The following is a 15,381-nucleotide window of genomic DNA, read 5'->3' as shown; positions in this document are numbered from 1 at the left end:
GTCCGATGCTGTAAGCGGGCGCCCATGACCGTCCATTTCATCGGCGCCGGGCCGGGCGCGGCCGACCTCATCACCGTGCGCGGGCGCGATCGCATCGCCGCCTGCCCCGTCTGCCTCCATGCCGGCTCGCTGGTCGCCCCCGAGATCCTGTCGTGGTGCCCGCCGGGCGCGCGCATCGTCGACACCGCTCCCCTCGATCTCGACGCGATCATGGCGGAGATCGAACGGGCGCACGCGCGGGGGCGGGACGTGGCGCGGCTGCATTCGGGCGACCTCTCGGTCTGGAGCGCGCTCGCCGAGCAGACCCGCCGGCTCGATGCTCTCGGCATTCCCTACACGGTGACGCCGGGCGTTCCCGCCTTCGCCGCCGCCGCCGCCCTGCTGCGGCGCGAACTGACCGTGCCGGGGCTGACGCAATCGGTGGTGCTGACCCGCACCGCGGGCCGGGCGAGCCCGATGCCGGAGCGGGAGCGGCTCTCCGCCTTCGCCGCCACCGGCGCGACCCTGGCGCTGCACCTGTCGATCCACGTGGTCGAGCGGGCTTGCGCCGATCTCCTCCCCTTCTACGGACCGGACTGTCCCGCCGCGGTGGTGTTCCGCGCGACCTGGCCCGACGAGCAGGTGCTGACCGGCACGCTCGCCGATCTTCCGGAACGCGTGCGGGCGGAAAGGATCGAGCGCACCGCGCTGATCCTGGTGGGCCCGGCCCTCGACCCACCGGACTTCCGCGAGAGCGCCCTCTACGCCCCCGATTACGACCGCCGCTTCCGGCCCCACGGCGCGGTCGGCACCCCGGATGCGACGTCGGACGAGGCGCCGCGGTGACCCCTGCCCCCGGCCTCCTCGTCGCGGCGCCGCGCTCCGGTTCCGGCAAGACCACGGTGACGCTCGCGCTGATGCGGGCGCTGCGCCGCCGGGGCGTGGCCCTGCGCGGCGCCAAATGCGGGCCCGACTACATCGACCCCGCCTTCCACGAGGCGGCGACGGGCGCGCCGAGCCTCAACCTCGACAGCTTCGCCATGCCGGACGCGCTGCTCGACGCCTGCGCCGGCTTGGCCGCGCGCGACGCCGCGCTGGTGGTGGCGGAGGGCTCGATGGGGCTGCACGACGGCATCGTCGCGGGCGAGGGCCGCACGGGGGCCAATGCCGACATCGCCGCGCGCTACGGCTGGCCGGTGGTGCTGGTGCTCGACGTGTCGGGCGCGGCGCAATCGGCCGCCGCCGTCGCGCTCGGCTGCGCCGCCTACGATGCCCGGATCCGGATCGCCGGCGTGATCCTCAACAAGGTCGCGAGCCCGCGCCATCGTCGCCTCGTCGAGGCGGGCCTGTCGCGGGTCGGGCTGCCGGTGCTCGGCGCCTTCCCGCGCGAGGCGGGGCTCGTCCTGCCCGAGCGCCATCTCGGCCTGGTCCAGGCCGGCGAGACCGCCGACCTCCACGCCCGGCTCGACCGGCTGGCCGATCTGGCGGAAGCCTGCCTCGACCTCGACGCGATTCTCGCCGCCGCGGCCGGCCGCTCCCCGGCCGCATTCGCAGGCCTGCCGAAGCCGCCGGCCCAGCGGATCGCCGTGGCGCGGGATGCCGCCTTCTCGTTTCTCTACCCCCACATGCTCGCGGGCTGGCGCGCGGCCGGCGCCGAGATCGTGCCGTTCTCGCCCCTCGCCGACGCGGCACCGCCCGGCGATTGCGGCGCCTGCTGGCTGCCGGGCGGCTATCCGGAACTGCACGCCGGCACGCTCGCCGGGGCGAGCCGGTTCCTCGCGGGCCTGCGGCGCTTCGCGCAAGGCAAGCCGGTGCACGGCGAGTGCGGCGGCTACATGGTGCTGGGCGCGAGCCTGGAGGATGCCGAGGGCGTCACCCATCCGATGGCGGGCCTGCTGCCGGTGGCGACCTCCTACCGGAAGCGCAAGCTCCATCTCGGCTACCGCGTGGCGCGCCTCGTCGCCGACGGGCTGCTCGGGGCCGCGGGCACGCGCCTGATCGGGCACGAATTCCACTACGCGAGCGAGCTGACGCCGGCCCCGGAGGCCGACCTCGCCCTGGCACGGGTCACGGATGCGGAGGGCACGCCGCTGGGGCTCGCCGGCCACCGCCGCGGCCACGTCACCGGCAGCTTCTTCCACCTGATCGCGGACGCGACGGGACCGTGACGCAGCCGCACCGGCCCGGTGAGGGCGAACGAGCGAATGGGGCGAAAGGCGCGACAGCGCGCGGGTGAAGGCACCCGGAAGCCGGTGCCGCGGAGCCGGCCCGTCCGGCTCCGCGGCCGCTACGCGTCCAGGGGTACGTCCATGACCGCGTCCTTCTTGCGGCCGAGGCGGGCGGCGCTGCGCACGAGCGCCAGAACCTCGCGGCGCATCTGGTCGTCCTCGATCGAGGCGAAGGCACGCAGCAGGTCGACGGCGCCGTGGGCGCGCAGGAAGCCGAACACCTCCGTCTGCTCCTGGGCGGCGGCGCCGTCGCCCTCCTCGAAGAAGGCCGAGACCGGCACTTCGAGGAGCCGGGCGATCTCGCGCAGGCGACCGGCGCCGACGCGGTTCTGACCCTTCTCGTATTTCTGGACCTGCTGGAAGGTCACGCCCACCGCGGTCCCGAGCGCGGTCTGGCTCAGGCCGCGTGCCTTGCGCAACGCGGTGATCCGGAGTCCGACGAGGCGGTCGACATCGGTTGTCTGTTTCGGCATCATCTTACGGCACGGTCCCTGTTCGATGTCGCGGACCGACCCAAGGACCTCAGGTCGGCGGCGCTGGAGTTCTGGACTGCAACTTCGGGTGCCCTGGAGAGCTTCTACTGCCGGAGTGAACCGCAGAGAGGCATCGGGAGGCAACCGTATCGCTGTGGTTTAGCCTAGCCGCAGCATCACCATGAAGTGCATACGAAAAGCAAGGGCCTACCTGCTGGCGAAGGGAGTTTTCAGTTTGCTGGACATTTCCGTTCGCGGAACGTTCATGCGGCAAAATCGACAACCTCCGTTGGCGTTTCATGGGATTTCTCGGAATTTCTCGCGAATTCGCTGAAGCCGGGCGGACCGTACCGAAAGGCGTGCGGCCCATCCGGGTTCAGCTTACGGGCGAAGTTACGTAGAGTCATCAAAATCGGGCGGCCGAAGCCAGGCCGGCCCGATGCAATCGGGAGCGTTCCGGCATGTTCATCGCAATGAACCGATTCAAGGTGGTCAAGGAGTCGGCGCAGGATTTCGAGAGCGTCTGGCTCGGGCGCGACAGCCGTCTGGGCGAGATGGAAGGGTTCGTGGAGTTCCACCTGCTCAGAGGCCCGGAGGCGGAGGATCACATCCTCTACGCCTCGCACACGATCTGGCGCTCGCGGGCCGATTTCGAGGCCTGGACCCGTTCCGAGCAGTTCCGCAAGGCGCATGGCCGCGTGCCGGGCACCAAGCCGCTCTATCTCGGCCACCCGCAATTCGAAGGCTTCGAGTCGATCCAGACCGTCGCCCGGCCCGAGGCCGAACAGGCGGCCTGACCGGGAAAACGCCCTCTCCCGGACCCGGGCCCGGGAGGGTGATCCTCGAGCACGATCTTCAGCGCAGCCGCGGCAGGAACACCGCGAGCAGGCCCAGGGCGGGCAGGAAGGCGCACAGGTCGTAGACCCGCTCGATGCCGACATGGTCGGCCATCTCGCCGAGCAGCGCGGCCCCGAGGCCGCCCATGCCGAAGGCGAAGCCGAAGAACAGGCCACCGACGAGCCCGATCCGCCCCGGCAACAATTCCTGTGCATAGACCAGGATCGCGGGCATGGCCGAGGCCAGGATCAGGCCGATCGGCACCGACAGCATCACCGTCCAGAACAGATCCGCGTGCGGCAGGGCGAGCGAGAAGGGCAGAACGCCGAGGATCGAGATCCAGATCACGAGCTTGCGTCCGAACCGGTCGCCGACCGGGCCGCCGAGGATCGTGCCCGCCGCCACCGCGCCGAGGAAGACGAACAGGTAGACCTGGGCCAGCGCCACCGGCACGCCGAAGCGGTGGATCAGGTAGAACGTGTAGTAGGACGAGAAGCTCGCCATGTAGAAGTATTTGGAGAAGATCAACCCGAGCAGGATCGCCACCGTCGCCACGACCCGCCCGCGGCTCAGCGGCCCGGACGCGGCCCCGGAAGCCTTTCGGGCGACCCGCGCCGTCCCGGCGATCTGCCCCGCGTACCAGCGGCCCACCATGGAGAGCACGAGGATGCCGGCGAGGGCCGCGAGGCAGAACCACGCGACGCTGCCCTGGCCGTGCGGCACCACGACGAAGGCGGCGAGCAGCGGCCCGAGTGCGGTGCCGGCATTGCCGCCGACCTGGAACACCGACTGCGCCAGCCCGTAGCGCCCGCCGGAGGCGAGCCGCGCCACCCGGCTCGCCTCCGGATGGAAGATCGCCGAGCCGAGGCCGATCAGCGCCGCGGCGGCGAGCAGGGCGCCGTAGGCCGGCGCCACCGAGAGCAGGGCGAGGCCTCCGAGCGAGAGCCCCATGCCGGCGGCCAGCGAGAAGGGCAGCGGGCGCCGGTCGGTGTAGAGCCCCACCGCCGGCTGGAGCAGCGAGGCCGTCACCTGGAACACGAAGGTGATGAGCCCGATCTGTCCGAAATCGAGATGGAAGCCCGCTTTGAGCAGGGGATAGATCGCCGGCAGGAGCGACTGCACGAGGTCGTTCAGGAGGTGCGAGAGGCTGAGGCCCATCAGCACCGCGAGCGCCGGGCCCGAGGCCTGCGCGGGCGAGGCCTGCACCGGAGCCGCCCGCGCCGGCACCTCGGACACGCCCTGCAATCCCGGACTCTCGCCCGCCTCGGCTCTCATGCCGTTCTCCGTCCTGGCATCGCCGGTCTTCAGGCCGGCGGCCGCCTCGCTCCGATTGTTCCGAAAGCCGGAGCCGGTTTCTCAGGCCGTCGGCGAAAGAATCGGTTTGAATCCGTCCGCGAAAAGCGCGTTCTCGCCGTGCGGGCCGGACGTGAGTCGGATCGGGATCGACCGGAGGCGCGTTCGGCTGGCACGGCACTGATTGCGGATCGGCCCTTCCGGGGGGAAGGGCCGGGGCTTCGTATGTCAGGCCGCCCTCGATGGGGCAATGCCGTCGAGCGAAACCGGTGCGCGGTTTGCGCTGAGAGGCGCGCAACCCGTGGTGGCGACCGAAACCGTCCCGCTTCGGGACAGACCACGGCCCCAGGGCATCACGGCACGGGACACGATGTTTCACGAGCGCCCACCCGAGCAGTACCAGCACCTGCCCGCCGACCGGGTGCGCCGTGCCGTCTGGGCCTCCCTGCTGCCGCGGCGGCGGCGCACGGCCCTGCGCATCGGCATCTCGGCCTCGCTGCTCGCGGCCGATCTCGCGGCGATCGTCATGGTCGGGTTCGCGATGGATGCGGCCTACTACGCCTACACCTCCGGGGGCGCATTGATCCCGCTGTCGCGCAGCCTGAACCTCCAGACGGCCGGCTTCCTGGCGCTGATCGTGGTGCTGACCAACCTCGCCCGCGGCGAGTACCGAATCGAGCACTGCCTGTCGCGGACGCCCCACCTGCAGCGCACGGCGACGCTCTGGCTGCTGGCCTGGGCCGTGGCCCTGCTCGTCGGCTTCGCCACGAAGACCACCCACGACTTCTCCCGCGTGGCCTCGGTCGCCTTCTTCCTCGTCGGACTGCCCGTCACGATCCTCGTCCGGGCGACGATGGTGGCGCTGGTGCGCCGCGGCAGCACCTCGCGTTCGGCCTCGGCGAGCCGCGTCCATCTCGTCGGCTACGAGGAGGACATCGCGAACTTCTACGCCAACAACGACGTCGACGCGCTCGGGCTGCGCATCGTCGGCACGAGCTACCTGCGCCGCTTCGATCCCGGCCCCGGCCCCGGAAGCGCGGAGGCGCTGCTCGCCGAGGATCTCGACCTCGCGGTCTCGGTGGTGCGCTTCCTGCGGCCCGACGACGTGTTCGTGCTGGTGCCGTGGTCGGCCGCCGCCGATATCGAGCGCTGCATCGACGCCTTCCTGCGGGTGCCGGCGGCCCTGCACCTGCGGCCCGGCACGATGATGGACCGCTTCCCCGACCTTCAGGTCGCCCGGGTCGGGCGGCTGTCGGGCCTCAACATCGGCCGCCGGCCGCTCTCCGTCGGCGAGATCCTGCTCAAGCGCGCCTTCGACGTGACGCTGGCCGGGATCGGGCTCCTGCTGCTCGCGCCCCTGTTCATCGCGCTCGCCGTGCTGATCAAGCTCGACAGCCCCGGCCCGGTCTTCTTCCGGCAGCGGCGCTACGGCTTCAACCAGGAGGCCTTCGGCGTCTACAAGTTCCGCAGCATGCGGGCCGCCCCCGACGCTCCCTTCCGGCAGGCCTCGCGCAACGACGACCGCATCACCCGCGTCGGCGCCCTGCTGCGCCGGACCAACCTCGACGAACTGCCCCAGCTCCTCAACGTGATCCGGGGCGACATGTCGCTCGTCGGGCCGCGCCCGCACGCGCTCGCCCACGACCGCAGCTTCGAGCGGCGCATCGCCCTCTACGCCCGCCGCCACAACGTGAAGCCCGGTATCACCGGCTGGGCCCAGGTCAACGGCTTCCGCGGCGAGACCCTGACCGACGCGGCGATGGAAGCCCGCGTCCAGGCCGACCTGCACTACATCGACAACTGGTCGCTCTGGCTCGACATGACGATCCTTTTCCGGACGATCGTCTCGCCGAGGGCCTACCGGAACGCGTTCTGAGCAGAACGCGCCCGAGCCTCGTCCCGGACATCGGATCCAGGATCGGGTCCAGGACGAGGCTCTATCCTTCAGGCGCGTCCCCGCGCCCGCGGCAGGCACCGCACTCGCCTTCGACTTCGAGGATGCGGCTCGTCGGGGTGAAGCCGGCTCCGGCGAGCGTCTGGTCGAGGGCGCTCTCGACGGCCGGCGCCGTCATCTCGTCGATGCCGCCGCAGGTGCGGCAGATCAGGAAGACGAGGCCCGCCCCCGCCCCGTGCTCGTGCCCGCAGGAGACGAAGGCGTTGCGGCTGGAGATGCGGTGGACGAAGCCCTGCTCGGTGAGGAAGTCGAGCGCCCGGTAGACCGACACCGCCGCGACCCGGCGGCCCGGCGCGCTCATCCGCTCGGCGATGTCGTAGGCGCCGAGCGGCCGATGCTCCGCCGCCGCCGCCGCGAGCACGTCCCGCCGCAGCCGCGTGAAGTGCAGGCCGCGCTCCCGGCACAGGCGCTCGGCCCGCTCGACCACGTCCGCGGCGCCGCAGCCCGACGGATCATGATCGTGCGAATCATGATCGTGACGGTGGTCGTGATCGTGATCCCGCTGCGCGTGAGCGCGCATCCCGACCTCCCCGGTATCGGCACCGAACGGGCCGATTGAACTCGGTCCGTGTTACAGTGTATCAGCCCACCCAGGATAAGCGTCCGGCCGCGTTCGGGCAACGATGCGGGTCGCGGCCTCCCGCCCTTGCCGCGACACGGCCCGCGCCGGCCCATCCTCGGAGCTTCCATGACCCGTGCCGGCGGGACCGTCCGCCTCCCGCGCCGCTCGCTGTTCCGCAGCGGAGCCGGCCTGCGCCTCGCGGCCGCCCTGGTCCTGTCGGGCCTGCTCTGGGGGGTGATCCTGTGGGCGACGTCGTGAACGCCGCGGCGGCGTGCACGGGCGCCATCCGCTTCCGCGGCCTGACGCTCGGCTACGACCGGCACCCGGCGGTGCACCACCTCGACGGCACCATCGCACCGGGCGACCTGCTCGCCGTGGTCGGGCCGAACGGAGCGGGCAAGTCGACCCTGCTGAAGGGCATCATCGGCGAGATCGGCCCCCTCGACGGGGCGGTCGAGGCGGGGCCGCGCGCGGGTGCCGTCGCCTACCTGCCGCAGGCCGCCGAGATCGACCGCAGCTTCCCCGTGAGCGTGCTCGACCTCGTGGCGATGGGGCTGTGGCGTCCGCTGGGCGCTTGGCGCAGCCTGACCCGCCAGCGCCCCCGGCTGCTCGACGCGCTGGCCGCGGTCGGGCTCACCGGCTTCGAGGACCGGCCGATCGGCACCCTCTCCGGCGGCCAGTTCCAGCGGGCCCTGTTCGCCCGGCTGATCCTGCAGGATGCGCGGATCATCCTGCTCGACGAGCCCTTCACCGGCATCGACGAGCGCACCACCGCCGACCTGCTCGCGCTGATCCGCGGCTGGCACCGCCAGGGCCGCACCGTCGTCGCGGCCCTGCACGACCTCGCCCAGGTGCGCGCGCACTTCCCCTCGACCCTCGTGCTCGCCCGCCGCCCGATCGCCTGGGGGCCGACGCGGGAGGTGCTGACGCCGCCGGTGCTGGCGCGGGCGCTGCGCCTGTCCGAGGCCTGGGACGAGGCCGCCGCGATCTGCCGCCACGACGCGCATCACGGACCTCGTTCCGCCGATGACGCGCCGACCGCCGCGCACGATCGCCACGGGCACGGCCATGCCCATGCCCATCACCGGACCGCTTCGTGACCCTCGCCGGCCTCCACGATCTCCTGATCGGCCCCTTCGCCGAGTTCGGCTTCATGCGCCGGGCGCTGGCCGGCTGCCTCGCCCTGTCGTTGTCGGCGCCGCCGCTCGGCGTCTTCCTGATGTTGCGCCGGATGAGCCTGATGAGCGAGGCGATGAGCCACGCGATCCTGCCCGGGGCCGCCGCGGGCTTCCTCGTCGCCGGGCTGTCGCTGCCGGCGATGACCCTGGGGGGACTGGTGGCCGGGCTCGCGGTGGCGCTCGCCGCCGGGCTCGTCACCCGCTCGACCGTGCTGAAGGAGGATGCGAGTCTCGCCGCCTTCTACCTGATCTCGCTGGCCGGCGGCGTCTTCCTCGTGTCGCTGCGGGGCTCGCAGGTCGATCTCCTGCACATCCTGTTCGGCACCGTGCTGGCGCTCGACGACGACGCGCTGACGCTGCTCGGCGGCATCAGCAGCCTGACGCTGGCCGCCCTGGCCGTGCTCTACCGCCCGCTGGTGATCGAGTGCGTCGATCCGCTGTTCCTGCGCACGGTGAGCCGGGCCGGCGGGCCGGTGCATTCGGCCTTCCTGGCGCTGGTGGTGGTCAACCTCGTCGGCGGCTTCCAGGCGCTCGGCACGCTGCTGGCGGTCGGCCTGATGCTGCTGCCGGCGATCACCGCCCGGTTCTGGGCCGCCGACCTGTCGGGGCTGATCCCCGTCGCGATGCTGGTCTCGCTGCTCTCCAGCGTGACCGGCCTGCTCGTCTCCTATCACGCCGGCATCCGGCTCCCGACGGGACCGGCGATCGTGCTGGCGGCGGGCGCGCTCTACCTCGCCTCGATGCTGGTCGGCCCCCGCGGCGGCCTGATCCACCGCCTCGTGCGGCGGCGTCACCTGGAGGCGTGAGCGTTTTCGTTCGGCGGGCCCGGCTTCCGATGAGGACACCTCGACACCACCCGCGCTCGCGCCGGCCTTGTGCGGAAGGCCCTACAGCCCGAGTCCCGGGATCGCCTGCGAGAGCCACGCCAGCGCGCCCATGACGCTGGCGAACAGCGTGTAGACGAAACCGATCGAGATGCCGACGCCGATGCCGCCGATCACGAGGCCGATCAGCACCACGAAGCCGTCGCGCTCCACCAGCCCGAGGCCGATCAGCGAGACGGCGAGCCCGAGCGGGATCTGACCGAAGAACGGCGGCGCCACGATCAGGGCGAGCGCCAGCGCCAGGATCAGCACGCCCATGCCGCGCATGCCGATGGCGCCGTCGAACACGCTCAGGCGCGGGCGCGACCAGCGCTCCAGGCGGCGCAGCAGCGGCACCGCCCGCTTCACCGCCTTTTCCACCGTCGCGCGGGCGATCGACTGATCGAGCAGGCGCCGCGGCAGCCAGGGGGCGGACATGCCGGCCACGATCTGGACGGCGATGCCGAGCAGGACCAAGCCGCAGACCAGCGGGATCGGCGGCGGCATCGGCAGGCAGTTGGGCAGGCCGAGCAGCACCACGAGCAGCGCGAAGGCGCGATCGCGCAGCACGGCGATGATGTCGCCGACGGTCAGCCGCTCGCTCTCCTGGCTCGCGAGCATGGTGAGAACGTCGGAGGTGCGCGCAGCGGAGGACAAACCGGCTCGGCCGTTGGGTTTTCGGTGAGCGGGCTCTAGCCCAATGCAGGCCGTCCGCCAAGCACGCGGATGGCACACCCCCGCCGCGTCCCCCGGCAAAAGGCATCCTCAGGTTTCCGAATACCTGATGACGATTACTTCAGATAATATTGCACAAGCTCTGCGCGTCTACTTCTTAAGAAGACTTAAACATTGCCCTCATCTGTGACAACCTGCGGTCCTTCGATCGGTCCAAGTACGACGCCTGATGCTGGCCGTGGCTCCACCGGAGGTCGACGCACGCCGCTCGTCTACGCTCGGGCGGGTCGCGTGCCGTCGCGCACATGGGCTTCTCGGCTTGCTCGTCCTCGCCTGCGGCCCGGCCCGGAGCGAGGACGGTGGCCTGCGGACCGTGCTGTTCGGCAGCCTGGAGGCCGGTGCCTCGACCTTCTCCGCGAGCGGGGCGAAGCTCGCCTTCGACCGGTTCGAACGCGACGGCCCCGTCGCCCTGGTGACGATGGGCAGCGGGGTGCGGCTGGAGAACGGGTTCCGGGCGCCGGTCCTGGTGCGCGCCACACTCCTCGGCGCCGCGCTCGGCGGCTACCAGTTCATCCGGGAGTGGGGTGCGGTGACGGTCCTGGCCGGTCCCGAAGCGTCCTGGGAAACGCTGGCGGGGCCGGGCGGCCCGGCGGTCCTGCCCCTGCGCGGGGGCATGCGCCTGCACGGCGAGGTCTGGGCGCGGCCCTCGGAGGCGACGCTGGCGACCGCGACGGTGATCCTGGGCTCCGCCCGCGGCGACGCCTATGGCCGCCTGTCCTGGGGCTATGCCCTGTTCGGCGCCTATCTCGGCCCCGAGGTCGCCGTCTACGCCGACCGCACCGGGTACCGGAAGTGGAGCGTCGGCCTCCACGCCACCGATTACGGATTCGGCGGCTACCGTTTCCGTCTCGCCGCCGGCTGCCAGATCGAGACCCCGCTCGAACGGGTGAGCCCCTACCTCTCCCTCGCGATCTGGAACGCGCTGTGAGGCCGCGCCTCACCCGTCGCTCACCCCTCGGACCGAAGCCTTTTGTGGGCACCCGAGAAATCGATTAGCTAAGGCATGGCCGCTCAGCGTGGAGCCGGCGGTCGCTCCGAGTGCCCGCGCGGACCGTCGCAGGACACGACGTCGTCACGACGACAGGACGGGACATCGTCGCCCATGAAATTCGCTTTCGCCGGCATCGATTTCCTCGGCGGCGTGTTCGACGGGTTGGTCGAGGCGGGCTGGACGCCGGTCAAGCTGTTCACCCGGCCCTGCGACGGCCTCTACGATTTCAACGACGTCGTGGTGGCTCAAGGGCGGCGCCACCGCATCCCGATCCAGCTCTCGCGGCTCCTGCCCGACGACATCGAGCGGCTCGCCGGGGAGCACGGGCGCGACATCGCCCTGGTCGTGGCCGGCTATCCCTGGCTGGTGCGCGGCTGGCACGGGCGGATGCGCTACGCGCTCAACGTCCACCCCTCGCCGCTGCCGATCGGGCGGGGGCCCTACCCGTTGTTCAAGGCGATCCTCGACCGCTACGAGAGCTGGGGCGTCACCGCCCACGTGCTGGCCGAGCAGGGCTTCGACACAGGCGACATCCTCGCGCAGGATATCTTCCCCCTCGACGAGCGGGAGACGCACGAGACGCTGCTCGCCCGCTGCCAGATGGCGGGCCGCCGCCTCGCGCTCGGGCCGATCGGGAGAGAACTGGCCGAGCGCTGGCGTCGGCCGGAGCCGCAGGGCGACGGTTCCTACTGGCCGCGGATGAACGACGCCGACCGCACCCTCGACTTCCGCCGGGACGTGGCCGAGGTGCTGCGCCACGTGCGCGCCTTCGGAGCGGTCGAGACCATCGCCCGGCTCGGCAGCGCCCGGATCTTCGTCGCCGCCGCCGACGGCTGGCCGGAGGCGCACGGCCACGCCCCCGGCACGGTGGTGCACCGCCACCGCCGCCACGTCCTGGTCGCCGCCCGCGACGGCTACGTCCAGATCACCCGCTGGAGCCCGGTGCCGCTCGACGAGGCGAGGCAGATCGGGCGCTGATCTCTTTCGAGCGAGGTCCCGAATCCGTGCCGCCGATGCGCCGCAAGGGCGATCTGCCGGAAAAGATCTGTGCGCAGTGCGGCCGGCCCTTTACCTGGCGCAGGAAGTGGGAGCGGGCCTGGGACGCGGTGCGCTACTGTTCCGACCGGTGCCGGGCGGAGGCGAAGCGGAACCCGCGCCGGACCTGACCCGGCCTTACCCGTCGAGCGCGTCCGGCGTGTCGACGTCGAAGGCCACCGCCGGGTCGGCCGGGACTTCCAGCACGTCGCCGCGCCCCTTCAGGATCGGCCCCGCCCCGCGGTCGCCGGTCAGCGCCGCGAGATCGTCGGCGAGGCGGGCGAGATCGAGCAGCACCGGATTGCCGCGGCGCCCCCCGCTCACCGGCACCACGGCGGCCGGACGCGGCGCGGCGCTCGCATAGGCCGCGATCAGCGCATCGACATGGGCCGGTCCGATCCGCGGCATGTCGCCGAGCAGCACCACGGCCGCCTCCGTTCCCGGCGGCAGGGCGGCGAGGCCGAGGCGCAGCGAGGCCGAGAGCCCGGCGGCGGGGTCGGGATTCTCGGTCAGTGTCAGGCCGAGGCCGGCGAGCGCTACCTTCAGCGCCTCGGCATGCGCGCCGAGCACCGCGACGACCGGCCTCGCCCGCGAGGCCAGGGCCGCCTCGGCGGCGCGCCGCACCATCGGCATGCCGGCATAGGGCGCCAGCATCTTCGGCGCGGCGCCGAAGCGGGAGCCGAGGCCGGCGGCGAGGATCACCGCGCCGACGGAAGGCTCAGGCCGCGTCACCGCCCGACCTCGGCTGACCGCGCGACGGGATCTCGGTGAGCAGGCCGCCGACGCCGAGGCGGACGATGTCGGCCCGGGTCACGGGCAGCCCGGCGAGCAGGCGGTGCAGGACGAAATCGAAGCCGTTCTCCTTCGGCGAGCGGGCACAGCCCGGCGCGCCGATCACCGGCACCGATCCGAGGGCGCCGAGCAGGAGCAGGTTGCCGGGATCGACCGGCATGCCGAACTGCTCGACCCGGCCGCCCGCCGCTTCGAGCCCGGCGGGGATCACGTCGCGCCGGTCGGCAATGGCCGAGGCGCCGAACACCACGACCAGCTCCGCCCCTTGCGCGACCGCGCCCGCGATGGCGGCTGCGACCGCGCCGGCCGCGTGCCGGACGCGGGTTTCACCGACGATCCCGGCGCCGGCCGGGGCCAGCCGGTCGGCCAGGACACGCAGGGTCTTGGCGACGGTCGAGGCCTTCAGCCCGGGCAGCAGGGTCGAGACCACGCCGACGTGCCTCAGGCGATAGGGCGCGAGCCGCATCGGCGGTGCGCCGGCCGCAGCGGCGAGCGCCCGCTCCAGCGGCGCGGCGGCGACCGCATAGGGGATGATCTTGATCGTCGCGACCATCTCGCCCGCCGCCACCGGCCGGAAGGGGGGCAGGGTCGCGACCGTGATCGCCTCGTCCGCCGCGTTGACCGCATCGATCCGGGCGGGCTCGACCACGAACACGCCCGCCGTCTCGGCCAGCAGGTTGCAGCGCCCGGTGAACGGAGGCTCCGGCCGCAGGCCCGCGCCCGCGAGACCGCGGGCGAGGCGGGCGGCGGCCTCGTCCTCGCCGACATCGCCGGGGTCGAGGCGCGCGGCCAGGATCTCGGGGATGCCGGATGCGGCGAGCCGGATCGCCTCCTCGGCGGGAATCGGCCGGCCCTTCCTCAGGCTCGCCCCCTCGGCCCGCACCGTGTGGGCGGCGATCAGCCCCGCGCTGTCGCGGGTGGCGACGGGTCCGAACCGCACGGCTCAGGCCCCGGCCCGCGCGGCATCGGGCGCCTCGACGCGGTCCTTGCGCAGGGTGGCGACGAGCTGCGCCAGGATCGACAGGGCGATCTCGGCCGGCGAGACCGCGCCGATGTCGAGCCCGATCGGCGCGTGGATGCGGGCGATCGCCGCCGCGTCGAAGCCGGCCTGCTCCAGCCGCTCGACGCGGCGCGCATGGGTCTTGCGCGAGCCGAGGGCGCCGACATAGGCGCACTCCGCCCGCAGGGCCGCGACGAGGGCGGGATCGTCGATCTTGGGGTCGTGGGTGAGCGCGGCGAGCGCCGTGTAGGCGTCGAGCGGCCCGATCTGTTCCAGCGCCCTGTCCGGCCACTCCGCGATCAGCCGCACGCCGGGAAAGCGCTCCGGGCTGGCGAAGGCGGTGCGCGGGTCGATCACCGTGAGGTCGAGGCCGAGCTGTCCGGCCAGCGGCACCAGCGCCTGGGAGATGTGCACGGCGCCGACCACGACGAAGCGGACCGGCGGCGCGTGGACCGCGACGAAGACCGGGTGCCCGTCCGGCCCCTCGCCGAGGCCGCTGCGACCGCTGCGCAGGCGCGCGCGCAGCAGGCCGGCGAGCGGGTCGGCGTCGATCTCGGCGGCGCGCACGAGGCGCTGGCCGCCGTCCGCCGGATCGGTGACGATCAGGGCCGCGCGGCGCGCCGCGCGCTCCGCATTGAGGGCCGACAGGGTGTCGAGGCGCATGGGGGTCTCGATGGGGGTCTCGGAGAGCGATCCGGCAAGTCGGGGGTTGGCCGAGTCGGAATTCGGCTCGAAGAGCCGGCAGAGGCAAGCGGCCTTCGTCCAACCCGCTCCCTCATCCTGAGGTGCCGCGAAGCGGCCTCGAAGGGTGCTCCAGGAATCGCGCGAGAACCGGAGCCCCCTTCGAGGCCTCCGCTTCGCTGCGGCACCTCAGGATGAGGGGATGAGTGGGATCGGCACGGACGGGCACGCCTCAATCGACGCGTTCGACGAAGACGCGGATGCGGCCGCCGCAGGAGAGGCCGGCCCGCCACGCGGTCTCGTCGGCGACGCCGAATTCCAGGGTGCGGGGGCGGCCGTCCTCGATCACGTCGAGCGCCTCGGTGATGACCTCGCCCTCGACGCAGCCGCCGGAGACCGAGCCGAGAAACCGGCTGTCGCCGTCGATGACGAGGTGGCTGCCGACCGGGCGCGGCGCCGAGCCCCAGGTCTCGATCACGGTGGCGAGCGCGACCGCCCGCCCCTCGCGGCGCCAGCCCTCGGCCGCGCGCAGGATGTCGTCCTCGGTGGAGAGCATGGTTTCACGTCCTGAGAGCCTGTTTGACTGCAGTGATCCCATCTCGCCCTGCCGTTGCCTGACGAAGACACGTCGGCCGGTCGAACAGGCTCTGAGAGAATGCCGGTTCCGCCGCCCCCGACCGTCCCGTGACGGAAGAGGTAGGCGCGCGGGACGTTTCCGCAATGCGGCGCGAAGGGGCGCATCCCGGGAATCCTTGCAAGGGGCGCGGCCGGCCGTCATCA

18 protein-coding genes are annotated in these 15,381 nt (G+C 72.5%); 10 read left to right on the top strand and 8 right to left on the bottom strand.

The window, feature by feature from the left end; genetic code table 11:
• The first annotated feature begins 24 nt into the window (after positions 1-24).
• Positions 25-825, top strand: a complete 801-nt coding sequence (gene cobM, locus PGN25_14480) for a precorrin-4 C(11)-methyltransferase (protein ID MEH3118756.1) — start codon at positions 25-27, stop codon at positions 823-825.
• Complete coding sequence (locus PGN25_14475; GenBank protein MEH3118755.1) at positions 822-2,147, top strand: cobyrinate a,c-diamide synthase; 1,326 nt, start codon at positions 822-824, stop codon at positions 2,145-2,147. Before cobM ends, PGN25_14475 begins: the two co-directional genes overlap by 4 nt.
• Before the next feature lie 119 nt (positions 2,148-2,266).
• Here PGN25_14475 and PGN25_14470 read toward each other — a convergent pair whose 3' ends face one another.
• Positions 2,267-2,683 (bottom strand): helix-turn-helix transcriptional regulator, encoded by a 417-nt coding sequence (locus PGN25_14470; protein MEH3118754.1) that lies wholly within the window; start codon positions 2,681-2,683, stop codon positions 2,267-2,269.
• A 458-nt stretch (positions 2,684-3,141) separates the two neighbouring features.
• On the opposite strand from PGN25_14470, the gene PGN25_14465 reads away from it, so the two are divergent.
• Positions 3,142-3,477, top strand: a complete 336-nt coding sequence (locus PGN25_14465) for an antibiotic biosynthesis monooxygenase (GenBank protein ID MEH3118753.1) — start codon at positions 3,142-3,144, stop codon at positions 3,475-3,477.
• Between the two features lie 58 nt (positions 3,478-3,535).
• Here PGN25_14465 and PGN25_14460 read toward each other — a convergent pair whose 3' ends face one another.
• Positions 3,536-4,792 (bottom strand): MFS transporter, encoded by a 1,257-nt coding sequence (locus PGN25_14460; protein MEH3118752.1) that lies wholly within the window; start codon positions 4,790-4,792, stop codon positions 3,536-3,538.
• A 388-nt stretch (positions 4,793-5,180) separates the two neighbouring features.
• Between PGN25_14460 and PGN25_14455 the strand changes: the two genes are divergently transcribed.
• Positions 5,181-6,686: a sugar transferase gene (locus PGN25_14455; protein MEH3118751.1), complete on the top strand. Its 1,506-nt coding sequence runs from the start codon at positions 5,181-5,183 to the stop codon at positions 6,684-6,686.
• A 61-nt stretch (positions 6,687-6,747) separates the two neighbouring features.
• On the opposite strand, the gene PGN25_14450 is transcribed toward PGN25_14455, so the two are convergent.
• Positions 6,748-7,191, bottom strand: a complete 444-nt coding sequence (locus PGN25_14450; protein ID MEH3118750.1) for a Fur family transcriptional regulator — start codon at positions 7,189-7,191, stop codon at positions 6,748-6,750.
• Between the two features lie 261 nt (positions 7,192-7,452).
• On the opposite strand from PGN25_14450, the gene PGN25_14445 reads away from it, so the two are divergent.
• The 3 genes from PGN25_14445 to PGN25_14435 are packed head-to-tail and all read left to right on the top strand — an operon-like array spanning position 7,453 to position 9,310.
• Positions 7,453-7,584, top strand: a complete 132-nt coding sequence (locus PGN25_14445) for a hypothetical protein (protein ID MEH3118749.1) — start codon at positions 7,453-7,455, stop codon at positions 7,582-7,584.
• The gene (locus PGN25_14440) at positions 7,581-8,426 is read left to right on the top strand and encodes an ABC transporter ATP-binding protein (protein MEH3118748.1); all 846 of its coding nucleotides are present in this window, start codon (positions 7,581-7,583) and stop codon (positions 8,424-8,426) included. Before PGN25_14445 ends, PGN25_14440 begins: the two co-directional genes overlap by 4 nt.
• A 53-nt stretch (positions 8,427-8,479) precedes the next feature.
• Positions 8,480-9,310: a metal ABC transporter permease gene (locus PGN25_14435; GenBank protein MEH3118747.1), complete on the top strand. Its 831-nt coding sequence runs from the start codon at positions 8,480-8,482 to the stop codon at positions 9,308-9,310.
• Between the two features lie 81 nt (positions 9,311-9,391).
• Here the strand turns inward: PGN25_14435 and PGN25_14430 are convergent, their stop codons facing one another.
• Positions 9,392-10,024, bottom strand: coding sequence for an exopolysaccharide biosynthesis protein (locus tag PGN25_14430; protein ID MEH3118746.1), 633 nt, complete (start codon positions 10,022-10,024; stop codon positions 9,392-9,394).
• A gap of 337 nt (positions 10,025-10,361) precedes the next feature.
• On the opposite strand from PGN25_14430, the gene bcsS reads away from it, so the two are divergent.
• The 3 genes from bcsS (at position 10,362) to PGN25_14415 (ending at position 12,259) form a co-directional block, all read left to right on the top strand.
• Positions 10,362-11,030, top strand: coding sequence for a cellulose biosynthesis protein BcsS (gene bcsS, locus PGN25_14425; GenBank protein ID MEH3118745.1), 669 nt, complete (start codon positions 10,362-10,364; stop codon positions 11,028-11,030).
• A gap of 174 nt (positions 11,031-11,204) precedes the next feature.
• Positions 11,205-12,071, top strand: a complete 867-nt coding sequence (locus tag PGN25_14420; protein MEH3118744.1) for a formyltransferase family protein — start codon at positions 11,205-11,207, stop codon at positions 12,069-12,071.
• Positions 12,072-12,097: 26 nt separating this feature from the next.
• Complete coding sequence (locus PGN25_14415; protein MEH3118743.1) at positions 12,098-12,259, top strand: DUF2256 domain-containing protein; 162 nt, start codon at positions 12,098-12,100, stop codon at positions 12,257-12,259.
• Between the two features lie 7 nt (positions 12,260-12,266).
• On the opposite strand, the gene PGN25_14410 is transcribed toward PGN25_14415, so the two are convergent.
• The 4 genes from PGN25_14410 to PGN25_14395 form a co-directional block, all read right to left on the bottom strand.
• Positions 12,267-12,860: a nucleotidyltransferase family protein gene (locus PGN25_14410; protein ID MEH3118742.1), complete on the bottom strand. Its 594-nt coding sequence runs from the start codon at positions 12,858-12,860 to the stop codon at positions 12,267-12,269.
• The gene (locus PGN25_14405) at positions 12,847-13,860 is read right to left on the bottom strand and encodes a molybdopterin-binding protein (GenBank protein ID MEH3118741.1); all 1,014 of its coding nucleotides are present in this window, start codon (positions 13,858-13,860) and stop codon (positions 12,847-12,849) included. Before PGN25_14405 ends, PGN25_14410 begins: the two co-directional genes overlap by 14 nt.
• 3 nt (positions 13,861-13,863) lie before the next feature.
• Complete coding sequence (locus tag PGN25_14400) at positions 13,864-14,583, bottom strand: XdhC family protein (protein ID MEH3118740.1); 720 nt, start codon at positions 14,581-14,583, stop codon at positions 13,864-13,866.
• Positions 14,584-14,833: 250 nt separating this feature from the next.
• Positions 14,834-15,157: an XdhC family protein gene (locus tag PGN25_14395; GenBank protein MEH3118739.1), complete on the bottom strand. Its 324-nt coding sequence runs from the start codon at positions 15,155-15,157 to the stop codon at positions 14,834-14,836.
• Positions 15,158-15,381 lie beyond the last annotated feature (224 nt).

It is taken from the genome of Methylorubrum populi (assembly GCA_036946625.1).
GTDB lineage: Bacteria > Pseudomonadota > Alphaproteobacteria > Rhizobiales > Beijerinckiaceae > Methylobacterium > Methylobacterium populi_C.
The sequence above is the reverse complement of the archived record's forward strand: the minus strand, read 5'-3'. Positions and strand labels throughout refer to the sequence as shown.